A 16,367-nucleotide genomic window follows, 5' to 3' on the forward strand; every position below is an offset into this window, starting at 1 on the left:
AGGCAGTCTCGGGTCCGATCGTTCCATCAAGGAGAAGAGTTACATGGCAGTAGGCACCGTCAAGTGGTTCAACGCGGACAAGGGTTTTGGTTTCATCACCCCGGATGAGGGCGGTGCCGACGTGTTCGCCCACTTCTCCGCCATCCAGTCCTCCGGTTACCGGAGCCTGGACGAGAACCAGCGGGTCGAGTTCGAGATCACCCAGGGCCAGAAGGGCCCGCAGGCGGCCAACATCCGCCCGCTCTGAGCTGTTCGGTACGAACGGTCCGGCTCCCGCCGCCTGAGCGGCGGGAGCCGGACCGCAGCAAGTCCTACCCTGGTTCGTGCTTGTGACCCGCTGCTGGCGACCCCACCGCCCGGCGCCTTCCTCGCTACGTGCCACCTAGCTAGCGGAAGGCCGATCCGGTCAGATGAGCACCACCACGATTCCTCACGTCCAGACGCCCTCGTTCGCCGACCTGGGTGTGCCGGCGAGCCTGCTCGCCGCGTTGACCGCGAACGGCATCAATGAGCCGTTCCCCATCCAGGCGGCGACGCTGCCGGACTCGTTGGCCGGCCGCGACGTCCTCGGCCGCGGCCGCACCGGCTCCGGCAAGACCCTCGCCTTCGGGCTGCCGCTGGTGGCCCGTACCGCCGGGCGGCGCGCCCGCCCCGGCCGGCCACTGGCCCTGGTCCTGGTCCCCACCCGTGAGCTGGCCCAGCAGGTGACGGCCGCGGTGGAGCCGTACGCCCGGGCGGTGCGGCTGCGCTGCGTCACCGTCGTCGGCGGCCTGTCGATCCAACGCCAGGCCGACGCGCTGCGCTCCGGCGCGGAGATCGTCGTCGCCACCCCGGGCCGGCTCAACGACCTGGTCAACCGGGGCGCGTGCCAGCTCGACGACGTCACCGTGGCGGTGCTCGACGAGGCCGACCAGATGGCCGACATGGGCTTCCTGCCACAGGTCACCATGATCCTGCGCAAGGTCGCGCCGGGCGGGCAGCGGATGCTCTTCTCGGCCACTCTGGACCGTGGGGTGGACCGGCTGGTCCGCGAGTTCCTGACCGACCCGGTGTCACACCAGGTCGACCCGTCCACCGCCACCGTCGGCGCGATGAGCCACCACCTGTTGCATGTCAGCGCGGCCGACAAGCCGGCGACCACGGCGGCCATCGCCGCCCGGGACGGCCGGGTGATCATGTTCATCGGCACCAAGCACCGCGCCGACCGGCTGGCCCGCCAGCTGCTCGCCAGCGGGGTACGGGCGGCGGCCCTGCACGGCGGCAAGTCCCAGGGGCAGCGCAACCGCATCCTGGAGCAGTTCAAGACCGGTCAGGTCACCGCGCTCGTCGCCACCGATGTCGCGGCCCGCGGCATCCACATCGACGACCTCGACCTGGTGCTCAACGTCGACCCGCCGGCGGACCACAAGGACTACCTGCACCGGGGCGGGCGTACCGCCCGGGCCGGTGCCGCCGGCGTGGTGGCCACCCTGGTCCTGCCCGAGCAGCGGCGGGACATGGACCGCCTGATGGCCGCCGCGAAGATCCGGCCACAGCGCAGCTCGGTCGGCCCGGCGGACACGGAGCTGGCCCGGGTCACCGGCGCCCGCACCCCGTCCGGGGTGCCGGTCACGCTGCCCACGCCGACCCGGGCCGTGGCGGCGAAGAACACTCCGGCCGGCACCGCCGGTGGCACCGGTACCGGTCGGCGCCCCGGGCGCCGACCGGGCGGCCGGCGTCGCCCGGCCCGCCGGCCGGCGGCCCGCTGACCGGTCGACCCGGATCAGGCCCGGACCGGGCCGGACCTCGATGCGGTCCGACCCGACCGGGACCCGGATGCGGTCCGGCCGGTCAGAGCCGTGGGCCGGTGCTGCCGGCCGGATAGTCGCGCAGCGGTGTCCGACCCTGCGCCCAGCCGGCGAGCACCGGTTCGATGATTCGCCAGCTCTCCTCGGCCTCCTGCGCCTGGGCGCTGAGCCGGGTGTCACCTTCGATGATGGCCAGCAGCAACTGCCCGTACGGGCTCGGTGCCTGCCGGGCCAGTTCGGTGACCATCTCGACCGGCTCCAGGTCGAACGGGTCGCCGATGCCATTGACGTTGAGTCGCAGCGACATCCGGTCCGGGTCGAGTTGCAGCCGCAGCTCGTTGCACGGGCTGTTCCGGCTGGTGAAGACCGCGTGTGGCACGTCGGCGAACCGGATCACGATCTCGCGCCGGTCGGCGGCCAACGCCTTGCCGGTACGCAGTTTGAACGGCACTCCCGACCACCGCCAGTTGTCGATGTGGACGGTCAGTTCGGCGTACGTCTCGGTGTTCCGGGCCGGGTCGACCCCGGTGCCGTCGACGTAGCTGGCCACCTTCTGCTCGCCGCGTCGGCCCTGGACCACCCCGGCGGTGTACCGGCCGCGTACCGTGCAGTCGGCCACGTCGGCGGCCCGGATCGGGCGGACCGCCCGCAGCACGTCCAGCTTGCGCACGGCCAGGTCGGCCGGGTCGACGGTCAGCGGCGGCTCCATCGCGACCAGCGTCAACAGTTGCAGCAGGTGGTTCTGCACCATGTCGCGCAGCGCGCCGGCGTGGTCGTAGTAACTGGACCGGCCCTCGGCGTCGACCGTCTCGTCGAAGACGATGTCGACTCCGGTGATGTGCGTGTTGCTCCACAGCGGCTCCAGCACCCGGTTGGCGAACCGCAGCCCGAGCAGGTTCAGCACGGTCTGCTTGGCGAGAAAGTGGTCCACCCGGAACACCCGGTCGTCCGGCAGCACCTGGTGCAGCACCGTGTTCAGCCGTCGGGCGCTGGCCAGGTCCTCGCCGAACGGCTTCTCCACCACCAGCCGGATGCCGGCCGGCAGGTCGCAGCGGCCCAGCGCGATCGCGACCGGCTCGAACAGCCGGTGCGGCAGGGCCAGGTAGACCACCACCGCGTCGTCGCCGTGACTGGCCCGCTCGCCGTCCCGGGCGATCCGCAGCGCCGTCGCCAGCACCTCCGGGTCGGTCACGTCACCGTGGACGTAGCTGGCCGTCTCGGCGAGTTCGCTGCGGGCCCGGGCTGCCACTCCGGGGGCGTGTTCGCGCAGCGCGGCGCTCACCCGGTGCCGGAAGCCACGGTCGTCGAGCTCGTCGCGGGCCACCCCGATCAGTCGCATCCCGCCGGCCGGCCGGCCGAGCTCACGTAGCTGGGCCAGGCCGGGCAACAGATAACGGGTGGTGAGGTCGCCGGTGGCGCCGAGCACGATCACGTTCGCTGTCACGTCCGCATCCTTCCGTACCGGGCCAGGTTGACCGCGCTGCTGATCAGCCCGATGTGACTGAACGCCTGCGGGAAGTTTCCCAGGAAGGCGCCGGTCGCGGGGTCGATCTGCTCGGGGAGCAACCCGACGTGGTTCACCCGGCCGCAGAGCTGTTCGAACAGTTCGTGGGCCCGGTCCAGTTGGCCGCTGCCGGCCAGGTTGTCCACCCACCAGAAGGAGCAGAGCAGGAAGGCTCCCTCACCACCGCCGACCCCGTCCGGCGACTCGGCCGGCAGGTAGCGGTAGAGCAGGTCGCCGCCGGCACCGAGGCGTTGCTGGACGGCGTCGACGGTGGCGACCATCCGGGGATCGGCGGGGTCGACCACCCGGCGCAGCGGCAGGGCGAGCAGGCTGGCGTCGACGGTACCGGGCTGGCCGAGGTGTTCAGTGAAGTGCCCGTTGTCGTCGTCCCATGCCTCGGTCAGCAGCGCCGAGCGGATCTCCTCGGCCGCCCGCCGCCACTGCTCGACCTCGTCGCGCCGGCCGGTGGCGGTCGCCAGCCGGGCCATCCGGTCCGCCGCCACCTGGCACATCGCCACCGAGTAGGTGAACGGGCGGCCCTCGTGGCGAATTTCCCAGATGCCGTGGTCCGGAGTACGCCAGTGCTGCAACGCCGAGCGGCCCAGCCGGGTCAGCCGGGACCACCGCCGATCGTCGACCGCACCGCCGGCCCGGGCCCACTGCCAGGCGCAGTCGAGGATCTCGCCGTACACGTCGTGCTGGACCTGATCGGCCGCCGCGTTACCCCAGCGCACCGGCCGGGAACCGCGGTATCCGGACAGGTCCGGGTCGATCCGTTCGGGGGCCGGCCGGGTGCCGTCCAGGGTGTAGAGCACGTGCGGTCGGCCGTCGCGGGTGCAGGCCTGCAACACCCAGGACAGGAACGACTCGGCTTCGGCGGCCATCCCGACCCGGCGCAGCGCGTAGACGGTGTACGCGGCGTCGCGTACCCAGGTGAACCGGTAGTCCCAGTTGCGGCGGCCGCCGATCGCCTCCGGCAGCGACGACGTGGGGGCGGCGACCACCGCCCCGCTGTCGTGGTCGTCGCAGAGCTTGAGCGTGATGGCGCTGCGGCGGACCAGGTCGGCGTGCCGTCCGGTGTAGTTGACCTGGCGGCTCCAGGTCCGCCAGGCCGCGGCGGTGCGGTCCAGCGCGGCGGCGAGCTGATCGTCGTCGCGGTGCCGGGTCGGACCCTGCGCCCAGCGCAGCACCAGGCCGAGCCGGTCGCCGGCGGTCAACCGGATCCGGCCGGCCAGCCGGTCCAGGCCGGGTACCGGCCGGCTGGCGGTCAGCCGCAGCCGGCCGCCGCCGTCCCCGGCCAGGAACTCGATGCCGATCTCCTCGGCGGTGGGGGTGGTCCGCAGCCCACCCCGGCCGGTCAGTCCGATCTCCAGGTCGACCGTGCCGTCGATGACGGTGACCAGGCGGCCCAGCTCGCCGCAGGCCGCCCCGAGTTCGGTGCCGAGCGGCCGGTCGCTGACCGGTCCGGCCCCGTCGCGCCGCCCGCCGCCCCCGTCGGCCGGCTCATCCGCCGGCTCGCTTGACGCGGCGGTGATCAGCAGCGCGTCGCGGATCTCTAGACGTCCGGTGGCGGTGTGCAGTTCGGTACGCAGCACGGCAGTGTCCGGCAGGTACTCCTGCCGGACGGCGCGCAGGCCGGCCGGCCGCAGCGTCCAGGCACCGCCCCGGTCGGCGTCTAGCAGTGCCGCGAACAGCGCCGGGCCGTCGAATCTCGGCAGGCAGAGCCACCGTACGGTGCCGTCCACGCCGACCAGCGCGGCGGTCTGGCCGTCGCCGATCAGGCCGTGGTCGGCGATGGCCGGATAGCCGTCGGTGAGTTCGGGCACTGGCAGCGCTTTGATCTCCGCCAGATGGTCCGTCACTGGTGTCTCCTCCGCATGGTGGGTCCGTCCGGCACCACTCTCCCCGGTGAGCCGTGGTGCCGACAGGTACGCGGGTCCCTCTACCCGGTGCCCGGCCGGTTGACGCCTGCGACGGAGCCGGTGGCCGCGCCGTCCGACGTCCCTTTGTCGTCGCGGCCGGCCGTACGTTCTAGCGGAGCCGCCGGTGTCGACGGACGGTGACGCCCGTATGGATGAGCAGGGTCGTCCGTACGGGCGGCGGCATCCGCGAGACATCCACGCTTTTCGTCCGATGGCTGACTGCACGTCGCGCCCGCCGCCGGGATCCTTTGCGTGGCGGACGACACACGGCCGCCGGGACGCCCCGGGCAGAGAGGTCGGGTGGAGATGACAGCCGAGACCAGCGCGACGAGGGAGATCCTGCTCGTCGTCGGCGTCGCGATGCTCGGCGTGCTGCTGGCCCTGGCCTCTGTCGTCACTCCCTGGTACACCGGTCCGACCGCTGGCGCCGGGCCGGTCGTCGTCGAACTGCACGCACCCGACCCGCCGGTACGGTCCACCGACATCGAAGCGGCCCCGCGCTGACCCACCGGACCGGACGGGGCGCTGCCGGTTTTCCCGCCGTCAAGTGCTTCACTTGGAGAGATGTCTGCTCCGCTGCCGTCTGACCGGTCAACGTCCGGGACCGCCGTGGACTGGTCCGCCGGGCCGGTCACCCGGTCTGGCCGCCCGTACCCGGCAGCCGGTGCCGGTGCGGGCCCGCCCACCGGGCCGCCGACCGGCCCGGGTGCCGGGGGGTCGGGGCCACCGCCGACCGACCCACGGCGCGGCGGCCGGGACGGGGTACGACTGTGGTGGTTCGGCGGTGCCGCCGCCGTGGTGCTCGCCGGTGGACTGGTCGCCGTGCTGGCGCTGGTGCTCAGCGGCAACCCGGACCCGTTCGGCAGCCCGGACCCGCCACCGGATGTCCGGCCGCCGCTGGCCCAGCTCTGCCCCGGCCCCAGTGCAGGACCGGGCGGGCAACCCTCGCCGGCCGACCCGACGCCGGCTCCCGCGCTGCCCGAACCGTCCGGGCCGCGCACCGTCGACCCGGACGCCGGCATCTCGTACACCGAGTACGGCGAACCGTGGCGGCCGTGGTCGACGGTGTGGAACGCCGGGGCGCTGCAGGTGCCGTACAAAGTGGGACAGCACTTTGTGACCGAGGCGGACTACAACGGGTTCAGCGACTACCACGCCTCGATCCTGTCCGCCGCCGTACCGGCCGCCGACAACGACGCGCTCTCCCTCGACCTGGAGTGCGTCGGCCGGCAGGTGGCCGCCGACGTCCGTGCCGAGTACTACCCGCAGCCCAACCGGATGGACCTGATCCGCGACGAGCGGACCCCGATCGGTGGGCGACCCGCCTGGCTCACGGTGTTCCGGCTGCACTTCACCCAGCCCGGCCTGCAGGCCACCGACGAACTGGTGGCGGTCGCCTGTATCGACGTCGGACGCCCGACCGCCGCAGTGCTGTTCGTCTCCATTCCCGGCACCCACCGCCAGCTCGACTGGGTGGTCGACGACCTGTACGCATCCGTACGCGTCGAATGATCCGGCGGTGCGCCGAGGACTGTCGACGACAGGTTAGGGTCGGTGCGTGGCGCGTACAGTGCGGATCCCGGCGACCGCGTACCCGGTGGAGCGGTTCACCCTCCCCAACGGCCTGCGGGTGGTCCTGGCGCCCGACCGCAGCGCGCCGGTGGTCGGCGTCGCGGTCGTCTACGACGTCGGGATCCGGTCCGAACCACCGGGGCGTACCGGGTTCGCGCATCTGTTCGAGCATCTGATGTTCCAGGGTTCGGCGAACCTCGAGAAGCTGGCGCACTTCCGCCATGTGCAGGGCTCCGGCGGCACCTTCAACGGCAGCACCCACCTGGACTACACCGACTACTACGAGGTGCTGCCGAGCAACGCGTTGGAGCGGGCGCTGTTCCTGGAGGCCGACCGGATGCGCGGTCCGCAGTTGACCGAGGAGAATCTGCGCAACCAGGTGGACGTGGTCAAGGAGGAGATCCGGGTCAACGTGCTCAACCGGCCGTACGGCGGGTTTCCCTGGCTGCGGCTGCCGCCGGTGCTGTTCGACACCTTCCCCAACGCGCACGACGGCTACGGTTCCTTCGCCGATCTGGACAGCGCCACCGTCGGGGAGGCGGCCGAGTTCTTCACCCGCTACTACGCCAGCGGCAACGCGGTGCTCGCCGTCGCCGGTGACTTCGACGTCACCACCGCGACCGGCCTGATCGAGCGGCACTTCGGGGACGTCCCGGCCCGGCCGGCGCCGGCCCGTCCCAGCTTCGCCGAGCCGGACCTGACCACCGAGCGACGTACCGCGTACCCCGATCCGCTGGCGCCGCTGCCGGCGGTGGCCGCCGCCTGGCGGGTGCCGGACCCGGTCGACGACCTGGCCGGCTACCTGCCGTACGTGGTGCTCGCCGAGGTGCTCACCGACGGTGACGCGGCCCGGCTGGTGGAGCGGCTGGTGCGTGGCGACCGTACGGTGACCGGCCTCGGCGGCTACCTGTCGTTCGAGGGGGAGCCGTTCGACGTACGGGACCCGTCGGCGTTGGTCCTGCAGGCGCACCTGCCGCCCGGCGGCGACGTCGACAAGGTGCTCGGCGCGGTCGACGAGGAGCTCGACCGGCTCGCCGTCGACGGCTTCGCCCGGGGCGAACTGGCCCGGGTACAGGCCCGGATGGCGACCCACCTGCTGCGCGACACCGACGCGGTGCTCGGCCGAGGGCTGCGGATGGCGGTGCTGGAGCAGCAGCGGGGCACCCCCGAGCTGCTCAACGAGTTGCCGCGGATGCTCGGCACGGTCACCGAGGCACAGGTCCGTGCGGCCGCCGCCACCCTGCGCCCGCACCGGCGTGCCACGATCGAGGTCGTCCCCGGAGGAGCCCAGTGACCGCCGCCCCCACCCGGCGGCCGTTGCCGCCGCTCGGACCGACCCGTCGACCGCCGTTGCCCAAGGTGGCCGAGCGGACGCTGGACAACGGGCTGCGGGTGATCGCCATCCGCCGGCCGTCGGTGCCGCTGGTGGAGATCCGGCTCTGGGTGCCGTTCGCGCGGGCCCCGCTGGCCAGGGCGACGGTGCTGTCGCAGACCCTGTTCTCCGGCACCGTCGACCGGTCCGGCGTGGAGTTGGCCGCCGAGCTGCAGGCGGTCGGCGGCGGTCTGTCCGCCGGGGTGGACGCCGACCGGCTGCTGGTCGCCGGTGCCGGGCTGGTCACCGGGCTGCGGCGGATGCTCGAACTGCTCGGCGAGGTGCTGACCGGGGCGACGTACCCGGCCGACGAGGTGGCCATCGAGCGGGCCCGGCTGACCGACCGGATCCAGGTGGCGCTGAGCCAGCCGGCGCACCTGGCCCGCGCCGCGCTGTCCCGGCGGATGTACGGCCGGCACCCGTACGCCGAATCGGTGCCCGGGGTGGACCAGGTCCGCTCCGTCCGTCCGGCCGGGCTGCGCGCTCTGCACGCCGACCGGGTCCGGCCGACCGGGGCGCACCTGGTGCTGGTCGGCGACGTGTCACCGGCCAGGGCGTTGGACACCGCCGAGCAGGTGCTCGGTGGCTGGCCGGCCGGTGGCCGGCAGTTGACGCTGCCGGCGGCACCCGCGCCGCGTCCGGCCCCGTTGCTGCTGGTCGACCGGCCCGGGTCGGTTCAGTCGTCGATGCGGATCGCCTTGCCGGCGGTGGACCGGCGGCACCCGGACCACGCCGCCCTGCAACTGGCCAACATGGTGTTCGGCGGCTACTTCTCGTCCCGCTGGGTGGAGAACATCCGCGAGGACAAGGGCTACAGCTACGGCCCGTACTCGATGGTCGAACACTCGGTGGCCGGATCGGCGCTGATGCTCGCCGCCGACGTGGCGACCGAGGTGACCGCGCCCGCGTTGCTGGAGACCCTGTACGAGCTGGGCCGACTCGCGGTGCTGCCGCCCGACGCCGACGAGCTCGAACAGGCCCGGCAGTACGCGGTCGGCAGCCTGCAGCTGGGCATGTCGACGCAGGCCGGGTTGGCCGGGCTGGCCAGCACCTACGCCGGGTTCGGCCTGCCGTTGGAGTTTCTCGCCGAGCACACCGCGCGACTTGCCTCGGCGACCCGCGACGAGGTGGCGGCCGCCGCGACCCGCTACCTGGCACCGGCGCTGACGATGGGGGTGGTGCTCGGCGACGTGGCGCGGATCGCCGGTCCGGTCGCCGCGTTGACCGAGGTCGAAACGTCCGACGCGTCGGTCACCGGCGTAGTCGGGCCTGGTGCGGCAGTCCCCGATGCCGCCGGGTGACATTTCCGTCGGACCGCCCGCTGGTACGCAGCCGCCGCTGGCCCGCGCCGCGATGGACCGGGCGGCGCCGTACCGCCGGGATCCGCAGTGGTTGACGCAGGCCTGGCCACGTTCGCTGGTGCTGGTGGTGGACGGCGCGGCGGGTGGCCGGGCGCTGGTGCGCGACGGCGCCGACGGGACCGCCCTGGTGCTGGTGCGTCCGGACCAGGCACCCGCCGTCGCGGTCCACGACCGCATTTTCATCGGTACGGTCGATGACGGCACCCCGGTCTTCGCGGTCGACGCCGTACCACCGTCGTCCGTGGCGGTGTCGTCGGTAGCTGAGCCGGAGCTGCGGTCGGTGACTGTCCGGGAGGTCGGCCATCTGCTGTCGGACCGCGACGCCGGGCTGTTCACCACCGCCGCGGCGATGGTCAGCTGGCACGCCCGGCACCGCTACTCGGCGGCGTCCGGTCTGCCGACCCGGGCGACCGATGGTGGCTGGTCGCGCGTCGACGACACCGGTACGCGGAGCTGGCCTCGGACCGATCCGGCGGTGATCATGCTGTTGACTGACGGCGGTTCCGGCCCGGACGGGCGGTGCCTGCTGGCCAACCACCACGCCCGGCGTGGGGACGGGTCCAGCCGGCTCTACTCCTGTCTGGCCGGGTTCGTGGAACCCGGCGAGTCGGCCGAATCGGCGGTCACCCGCGAGGTGGCCGAGGAAGTGGGTCTGACGCTGACCGCGATGCGGTACGTCGGCAGCCAGTCCTGGCCGTTCCCGGGCACTTTGATGCTGGGCTACCTGGGCCGGGTCGACCCGGAGCAGCGGCTGCGGCCGGACCCGGAGGAGATAATCCGGACGCGCTGGTTCACCCGGGCCGAGGTCGCCGCCGGGCTGGCGGGTGAGCGGCTCGATTCCGGCGACGGGTACCGGGTCCGGCTCGCGCCACCGGCGTCGATTGCCGCTTTCCTGATCCGCAGCTGGGTGGCGGGGACCGCGCCGGATCTTGGCCGGTGACCGCTGAGCCGGACTCCGCCGGGGTGTGGTGCCGTGGTCGGGTGCGCGCCGGGGGGGCGCCGGGCGGGTCTGTGCCGGTCAGCCGATGGGCGGGACTGGCACTACCTTCACCCGTTGCCGGCCGGAGCGGACCGAACCGACGGTGGACAGTGCACGGGCCAGGTGCAGGGCCGCTTCGAGGTTCTCCGCGCAGACCGTCTGCCGGCGCGGCTCGGGTGCGGTCCGCTCGTCGCGAATGCGTTGGCCGGTGCGGACCGCGGCGATGAGTTCGTCGTGTGCCACCGCGCGGATCTCCGTGCGGACGATCAGGTATCGCATGAACGACTCCGAGCAACCGGTGACCTGGGTAGGACGGCCGATGGCTCAGGTCGGACAGGCTCCTGCTGGGAATTCCATCGGTTGTCTCCGCAGGAGGAGAACCCGTTGTGGTGGCCGGTCAAACCTGACGAACGGATCGATCCTGATGTCCGTTCGGTGGAGGCGGTGCCGGGGTCGAGCCGGGTCGGGGTGGCACTGGCCACCCGGCTCGACCTGCCGTCCGGTGCCGGCGGGTCAGACCAGGTCGAACTCGCCGTCCTTGGCGCTGTCGATGAAGTCCCGCCAGGTGGTGCGGTCGAACGACAGCACCGGCCCGCTGCGGTCCTTGCTGTCGCGCATCAGCACCGGTGCGCGATGACCCGCGATCGCCCCGACCTCGACGCAGTTGGTGCTCTGGCTGCGGCTGCTCTTGCGCCAGGCGGGCGGGGTCGGACCGGGGACGCGCACGCTGGACTGATCTGCTGGGTTCATTCCTGCTCCTTGCTGGTCAAGCGGACCGGGCGGGTGGACCGTCAGTCAGTCCGGGATCGCCTGGTCGGTCCGGCGCGTGGTCCGCTCGTGCGGTCCACGCTGGATCGGCGGCCCGGCCGGTCGGCCGGGACCTGCCCCGCCCGCGGTGGGCGGGGACAGCGGGGCAGGGGTGGTGGCGGAGGAGGGGGCGGTGCCGTCGGGCACGGAGTCGAGCTCGGTGGCGCCGGCGGCGACGTGCCGGGCGATGGCGTCGCTGAGCCAGTCGATCGACTCCTGCGGGCTGCGGGCGGCCTCGCAGAGCCAGTCGAAGACCTGGCCGTACCGTTCGAGCACCGGCACGTCGTTGACGATCATGTCGGCGGCGAGCGTCTCGATCGCCACCGCGCTCAGGTCCTCCGGGTCGGCGAAGTGGTAGATCGAGAACGCGGTCTCCGACAGGTACCAGGAGGCCACCGTGGCGTTGGGGGGCAGCACCCGCAGGGTGACGTTGGGCAGCTGCGCCATGGTGAGCAGATGCTTCAGCTGCGCCACCATCACGTCGGGCGGGCCGCAGCGCAGGCTGACCGCCGCCTCCTCCAGCACCGCGGTGTACTTCGGTGCCCCGTTGCCACGCAGCAGCATCGACTGCCGGGACTGCCGGGCCGCGACCTCGGTGTCCGGGTCGTCGGCGTTGCGCTTCTGGTTGGCGGTCCGGTGGTTGGTCGCCTTCTGCAGGATCGTCCGGCGTCCGGCGGTCCGCTCGTCGACCATCTCCACCAACGGACGCGCCGAGAGGATGCGCACCTTCGCGTAGGCGGAGGTCTGCAACAGGCCCGGGATGATCACCGCGCCGTACTCCTGGATCTCGGTGCAACCAGCCTCCAACTCGGCGTACGCCCGTTGGAGGCTGGTCATCACCGCGTACGAGTTCAGAAAGGCCCTGGTGTTGCCGGCGTCGCGGGCGATGCCGACCAGATCGTCGCGTTCGGTGCCGGTCACGCCGTACAGGTCGAGCAGGTCCATCACGTCGCCGACCCCCGGCCGGCTGCGCCCGTTCTCGAGCCGGGAGAGCTTGGACGCGGACGCCCACTTCACCCGTTCGATCACCTGCTCACCGGTCAGTCCGGCGTGTTCCCGCAGCCGCCTCAGCTCGCCGCCGAGACGACGACGACGCAGGTTCGGGCTCGGTATGGGCTGCTCGGGCTCCTCGGGCTGCACCGGAAACCACCCCCGATCCGTTTGGTGACCGCCAATGTCGCGGCGATGTGGGTCACGGCCCGAAACAGTATGGCCCGATTGCTGCCTCGGTGGGGTCCTCTGGTGGGCGTGTTAGCCAAATGCGACGTTGTGCACGGCGGCGGACGGACCGTGAGTGCGACTCAGCTCGCCGCGAGCTCGCTGAGCCGCTGCCGAACCTGAACGATACTCGGATTCGTCAATGCCGAACCGTCCGGGAAACGGACCGTCGGAACCGTCTGATTGCCGCCGTTGACCCCCATCACGTACGCCGCCGCCTCGGTGTCCTGCTCGATGTCGACCACCTCGTACGGAATCCGTTCCCGGTCGAACTGCGACTTGAGCCGGTGACAGTAACCACACCAACTGGTCGAATACATGGTCAACATCAGCAGGTCCTCCGCGGTCGTCGGGCCACGGCGGGCGCTCGCCCGCCGGGTCGCCGGCCCCGGGCGGCGCCCAGGGCACAGTAGTTCCGGCCCGGGCGGCACCCGGGCTAGCCGGTGCAACGTCGGGCGAGGCTGCGATGATTCCTACCCGTGGCGGCCGACATCAACTCAGACGCAGGACCAGGCCGAGTGCTCGCCGGGCTGGACCCGGAGCAGCGTACGGCGGTGACCGCTCCGGCCGTGCCGGTCTGCATCCTGGCCGGCGCCGGCACCGGGAAGACCCGGGCGATCACCAGCCGGATCGCCTACCGGGTGCTCTCCGGCGAGATCGCCGCCCGGCACGTGCTGGCGGTCACCTTCACCGCGCGGGCCGCCGCCGAGATGCGGGCCCGCCTCGGCGCGCTGGACGTGGGCGGGGTGCAGGCACGGACGTTCCACGCTGCGGCGCTGCGCCAGGTCCGCTACTTCGCGCCCCGGCTGCTCGGCGGCCGGGAGATGCCGGAGCTGCTGGACAGCAAGGTCCGGCTGGTCACCCTCGCCGCCGGTCGGGTCGGGGTGCGCACCGACCGGGCCGCCGCCCGGGACCTGGCCGGTGAGATCGAGTGGGCGAAGTCGTCGATGGTGGAGCCGTCCGAGTACGCCGTCGCGGCGGCGAAGGCGCTGCGGGAGACACCGCACGAGCCGGCCAAGGTGGCCGAGGTGTACGCCGGGTACGAGCAGATCAAGCGCGGCAACGGCGTGATCGACTTCGAGGACGTGCTGCGGGCGGCGATCTGGGGCATCGAGGAGCACCCGGACGTCGCCGAGCAGGTCCGGGCCCAGTACCGGCACTTCGTGGTGGACGAGTACCAGGACGTGAACCCGTTGCAGCAGCGGTTGCTCGACGCCTGGCTGGGGGAGCGGGACGACCTGACCGTGGTCGGCGACGCGAGTCAGACGATCTACTCGTTCACCGGGGCCACGTCGGCGTACCTGGTCGACTTCGCCCGTCGGCGCCGGGCGGCGGTGGTGGTCCGACTGGTCCGCGACTACCGGTCGACGCCGCAGGTGGTGGGGCTGGCCAACACGGTGATCAAACAGGCCCGGGGCACCGAGGCCCGGCTGCGGCTGGAGCTGGTCGGCCAGCGTGAGCCCGGTCCGGAGCCGGACGTGCGGATCTTCACCGACGAGCCGGCCGAGGCGGCGGCGGTCGCGGCGCGCTGCGCCGAGCTGCTCGCGGCGGGTACGCCGGCCGCCGAGATCGCCGTGCTGTTCCGGACCAACGCCCAGTCCGAGGCGTACGAGAAGGCTCTCGCCGAGGCGGCGGTGCCGTACGTGGTGCAGGGCGCGGAGCGGTTCTTCGAACGCGCCGAGATCCGGCAGGCGATGGTGGCGCTGCGCTCGGCGGTCCGGTCGACGCCCGGGGAGACTCCGTTGGCCGAGGCGGTCACCGCCGGGCTCGCTGCGGTGGGTTGGACCCCGGACCAGCCGCCGCCCGGCGGGGCGGCGCGGGAACGCTGGGAGGCGCTCGCCGCGCTGGTCCAGTTGGCCGAGGAGTTCGGCGCCCAGCCGGTGCTGGTGCCGGTGGGGGAGGCGGCGGTCAGCGAACGTCCGGTCCCGCTCGCCGACTTCTGCGCGGAGCTGCAGCGGCGGGCGGCGGCGCAGCACGTGCCGACGGTCGCCGGGGTCACCCTCGCGTCGCTGCACTCGGCCAAGGGCCTGGAGTGGGATGCGGTCTTCCTGGTCGGGCTCGCCGACGGGACGCTGCCCACCACGTACGCCCGCACCGCCGAGCAGCTGGAGGAGGAGCGCCGGCTGCTCTACGTCGGGGTGACCCGGGCCCGGCAGTGGCTGTGGCTGTCCTATGGTGCCGCTCGGTCGCCGGGCGGGCGGGCCCGCCGGCCCTGCCGGTTCCTGCCGCAGCTGGACCGCTCGGGCGGTGGTGCCGGCGGTGCTCAGCGCGGCGGCCCGGGGGCGGGCCGCTCCGGCGATCGCCGCCGCGGCCAGCCGGTCTCCTGCCGGGTCTGTGGGACCACGTTGCTGGCCGGCGTCGACCGCAAGCTGGGCCGGTGCGCCACCTGTCCGTCGGATCTGGACGAGGAGCTGCTGGACCGGCTGCGGGCATGGCGGTCGCGGGTCTCCGGCGAGCAGCGGGTGCCGGCGTACGTGGTGTTCACCGACGCGACCCTGTTGGCGATCGCTGAGCGGCGGCCCGGCAGCGACGCTGAGCTGCTGGCGATCGCCGGGATCGGTCCCCGCAAGCTGGGGCTCTACGGTCCGTCGGTGCACGCTCTGGTGGGCGGCGCGGCCGTAGATGATCTTGAGTGGCAAAAAAGTTCGGAATCCGACCCGGAAAATGGTTTGCCCCCGGCGTCGCAAGAGGCTTAGCCTCAGGTCACACCTCGCGAGCAGTGGGCGTTCTCGCTGCTCCGCCGGGGTGGAGGGTTTTCCGTGACGAGTCCAGGCAGGAGGTGACGACGGTGCTGAGCTACGAGACTTCCGTGCCGTTGACGCTGACCGCTGCCTGCGCTCCGACGGTCGGTGGCTATCTGGCCGCCGTCGCGCCCATCGGTCACTCGGCAGGGGCGCACCAGATCCAGATCCAGGTCGAGCAGAGCCACCGGCTCCGGCTCGCCGTGCCGACGACGGTGCCCGCCGGTCCGACCGGGCAGCACCGCACGGTCACCGGGTGGGCTGGCGTCGATCAGGGCTGGGTCCGGCTCCGGGGTGCGTCCGTAGTCGCGGCGACCAATGGCACCAGCAGCTCCGAAGGCAGCGTTCGCACCACCATCCCGGCGGCCAAGAAGCCGTTCATGGATGCTGCCCGCGGTGTTCCACCTCGAGGAAGGCCGGTCTGACACCAGACCACACCGGCTCACCTCGAGGCCGCGGAACCCGCAACCGGGATCCGCGGCCTTAGTTTTTGCCGCCGCACAGGTACGAGCAAGTCGGAAGCGATCCACGAGATCGAAACGAAAGAAAGAGGTGACCGGGCGATGAGTCTGGCGTTTGCCACTCTCGACCGCAGCGACTACCAGCCGGGGTGCCGGCCGGCCGCAACGGGCCAGCCGGACGTCGTGGCGGAGCTGCCGTGCCGGAAGTTCGACCCTGACCTGTGGTTCTCCGACTCCCCGACGGAGCTGGAGCTGGCCAAGTCGCTCTGCGTGGACTGCCCGCTGCGGGTGGAGTGCCTCGCCGGGGCGATCGAGCGGGCCGAGCCGTGGGGCGTCTGGGGCGGCGAGATCTTCGAGCGGGGTGCGGTCGTGCCGCGCAAGCGGCCCCGGGGCCGGCCACGCAAGGAGGACCTGGCCCGCGACGCCGCCCTGCGGGGCGAGGTCGAGGCACGCATGGCGGCCAACGGGGTCGCCGGCTCCCGCGGCACCGTCCGGCTGGCGGCCTGACATGCATCGAATCACGTCGACCACCGGCCGGGCGCCGGCACAGACAACCCACACCGCAGCACCGACCATCACAGGAGAAACCGTCATGCACTTGCTCCACGAAGCGCTCTCCCGGGCGCGAATGCAACCGCCTCAG

Annotated in this window: 16 protein-coding genes; 10 read left to right on the forward strand and 6 right to left on the reverse strand. The window is 72.6% G+C overall.

Annotated features, from left to right (window positions below):
- Positions 1 to 43 precede the first annotated feature (43 nt).
- Both O7621_RS11855 and O7621_RS11860 read left to right on the forward strand, forming a co-directional pair.
- Entirely contained in the window at positions 44 to 247 is a 204-nt protein-coding gene (locus O7621_RS11855) for a cold-shock protein (RefSeq protein WP_123605346.1), read from the forward strand.
- A gap of 163 nt (positions 248 to 410) precedes the next feature.
- Positions 411 to 1,748 carry a DEAD/DEAH box helicase gene (locus O7621_RS11860; protein WP_282234011.1) on the forward strand — a complete coding sequence of 446 codons (1,338 nt, stop codon included), beginning with the start codon at positions 411 to 413 and terminating at the stop codon, positions 1,746 to 1,748.
- Between the two features lie 82 nt (positions 1,749 to 1,830).
- Here the strand turns inward: O7621_RS11860 and O7621_RS11865 are convergent, their stop codons facing one another.
- Together O7621_RS11865 and O7621_RS11870 are read right to left on the reverse strand one after the other, a co-directional pair.
- Positions 1,831 to 3,231, reverse strand: a complete 1,401-nt coding sequence (locus O7621_RS11865; RefSeq protein WP_282234012.1) for a glucose-6-phosphate dehydrogenase — start codon at positions 3,229 to 3,231, stop codon at positions 1,831 to 1,833.
- Complete coding sequence (locus O7621_RS11870) at positions 3,228 to 5,153, reverse strand: glycoside hydrolase family 15 protein (RefSeq protein ID WP_282234013.1); 1,926 nt, start codon at positions 5,151 to 5,153, stop codon at positions 3,228 to 3,230. The genes O7621_RS11865 and O7621_RS11870 overlap by 4 nt, the downstream gene beginning before the upstream one ends.
- Before the next feature lie 366 nt (positions 5,154 to 5,519).
- On the opposite strand from O7621_RS11870, the gene O7621_RS11875 reads away from it, so the two are divergent.
- Genes O7621_RS11875 through nudC form a run of 5 tightly spaced genes read left to right on the forward strand, consistent with a single transcriptional unit; the run spans position 5,520 to position 10,458 of the window.
- A complete protein-coding gene (locus O7621_RS11875) occupies positions 5,520 to 5,717 on the forward strand; it encodes a hypothetical protein (protein ID WP_278167188.1) in 198 nt (65 codons plus the stop codon).
- Positions 5,718 to 5,777: 60 nt separating this feature from the next.
- Positions 5,778 to 6,725 carry a hypothetical protein gene (locus tag O7621_RS11880; RefSeq protein ID WP_282234014.1) on the forward strand — a complete coding sequence of 316 codons (948 nt, stop codon included), beginning with the start codon at positions 5,778 to 5,780 and terminating at the stop codon, positions 6,723 to 6,725.
- A gap of 46 nt (positions 6,726 to 6,771) precedes the next feature.
- Complete coding sequence (locus tag O7621_RS11885; protein ID WP_282234015.1) at positions 6,772 to 8,079, forward strand: pitrilysin family protein; 1,308 nt, start codon at positions 6,772 to 6,774, stop codon at positions 8,077 to 8,079.
- Positions 8,076 to 9,458 carry a pitrilysin family protein gene (locus tag O7621_RS11890; protein ID WP_282234016.1) on the forward strand — a complete coding sequence of 461 codons (1,383 nt, stop codon included), beginning with the start codon at positions 8,076 to 8,078 and terminating at the stop codon, positions 9,456 to 9,458. The genes O7621_RS11885 and O7621_RS11890 overlap by 4 nt, the downstream gene beginning before the upstream one ends.
- On the forward strand, positions 9,445 to 10,458 hold the full coding sequence (gene nudC / locus O7621_RS11895) for an NAD(+) diphosphatase (RefSeq protein ID WP_282234557.1): 1,014 nt from the start codon (positions 9,445 to 9,447) through the stop codon (positions 10,456 to 10,458). The genes O7621_RS11890 and nudC overlap by 14 nt, the downstream gene beginning before the upstream one ends.
- Positions 10,459 to 10,536: 78 nt before the next feature.
- Here nudC and O7621_RS11900 read toward each other — a convergent pair whose 3' ends face one another.
- The 4 genes from O7621_RS11900 to O7621_RS11915 form a co-directional block, all read right to left on the reverse strand.
- Positions 10,537 to 10,776, reverse strand: coding sequence for a hypothetical protein (locus O7621_RS11900; protein WP_282234017.1), 240 nt, complete (start codon positions 10,774 to 10,776; stop codon positions 10,537 to 10,539).
- A gap of 234 nt (positions 10,777 to 11,010) precedes the next feature.
- Positions 11,011 to 11,247: a DUF397 domain-containing protein gene (locus O7621_RS11905; protein ID WP_278167193.1), complete on the reverse strand. Its 237-nt coding sequence runs from the start codon at positions 11,245 to 11,247 to the stop codon at positions 11,011 to 11,013.
- A gap of 45 nt (positions 11,248 to 11,292) precedes the next feature.
- Positions 11,293 to 12,444, reverse strand: a complete 1,152-nt coding sequence (locus tag O7621_RS11910) for a helix-turn-helix transcriptional regulator (protein WP_282234018.1) — start codon at positions 12,442 to 12,444, stop codon at positions 11,293 to 11,295.
- Positions 12,445 to 12,605: 161 nt separating this feature from the next.
- The gene (locus O7621_RS11915) at positions 12,606 to 12,851 is read right to left on the reverse strand and encodes a mycoredoxin (protein WP_282234019.1); all 246 of its coding nucleotides are present in this window, start codon (positions 12,849 to 12,851) and stop codon (positions 12,606 to 12,608) included.
- 162 nt (positions 12,852 to 13,013) lie between these two features.
- Between O7621_RS11915 and O7621_RS11920 the strand changes: the two genes are divergently transcribed.
- From O7621_RS11920 to O7621_RS11930, 3 genes are all read left to right on the forward strand, one after another.
- Entirely contained in the window at positions 13,014 to 15,218 is a 2,205-nt protein-coding gene (locus tag O7621_RS11920; protein WP_282234558.1) for an ATP-dependent DNA helicase UvrD2, read from the forward strand.
- 92 nt (positions 15,219 to 15,310) lie between these two features.
- Entirely contained in the window at positions 15,311 to 15,688 is a 378-nt protein-coding gene (locus tag O7621_RS11925; RefSeq protein WP_282234020.1) for a hypothetical protein, read from the forward strand.
- A gap of 138 nt (positions 15,689 to 15,826) precedes the next feature.
- Positions 15,827 to 16,231 carry a WhiB family transcriptional regulator gene (locus O7621_RS11930; protein ID WP_278167197.1) on the forward strand — a complete coding sequence of 135 codons (405 nt, stop codon included), beginning with the start codon at positions 15,827 to 15,829 and terminating at the stop codon, positions 16,229 to 16,231.
- Positions 16,232 to 16,367 lie beyond the last annotated feature (136 nt).

Origin of the sequence: Solwaraspora sp. WMMD937, assembly GCF_029581175.1 — a bacterium.
Classification (GTDB): domain Bacteria; phylum Actinomycetota; class Actinomycetes; order Mycobacteriales; family Micromonosporaceae; genus Micromonospora_E.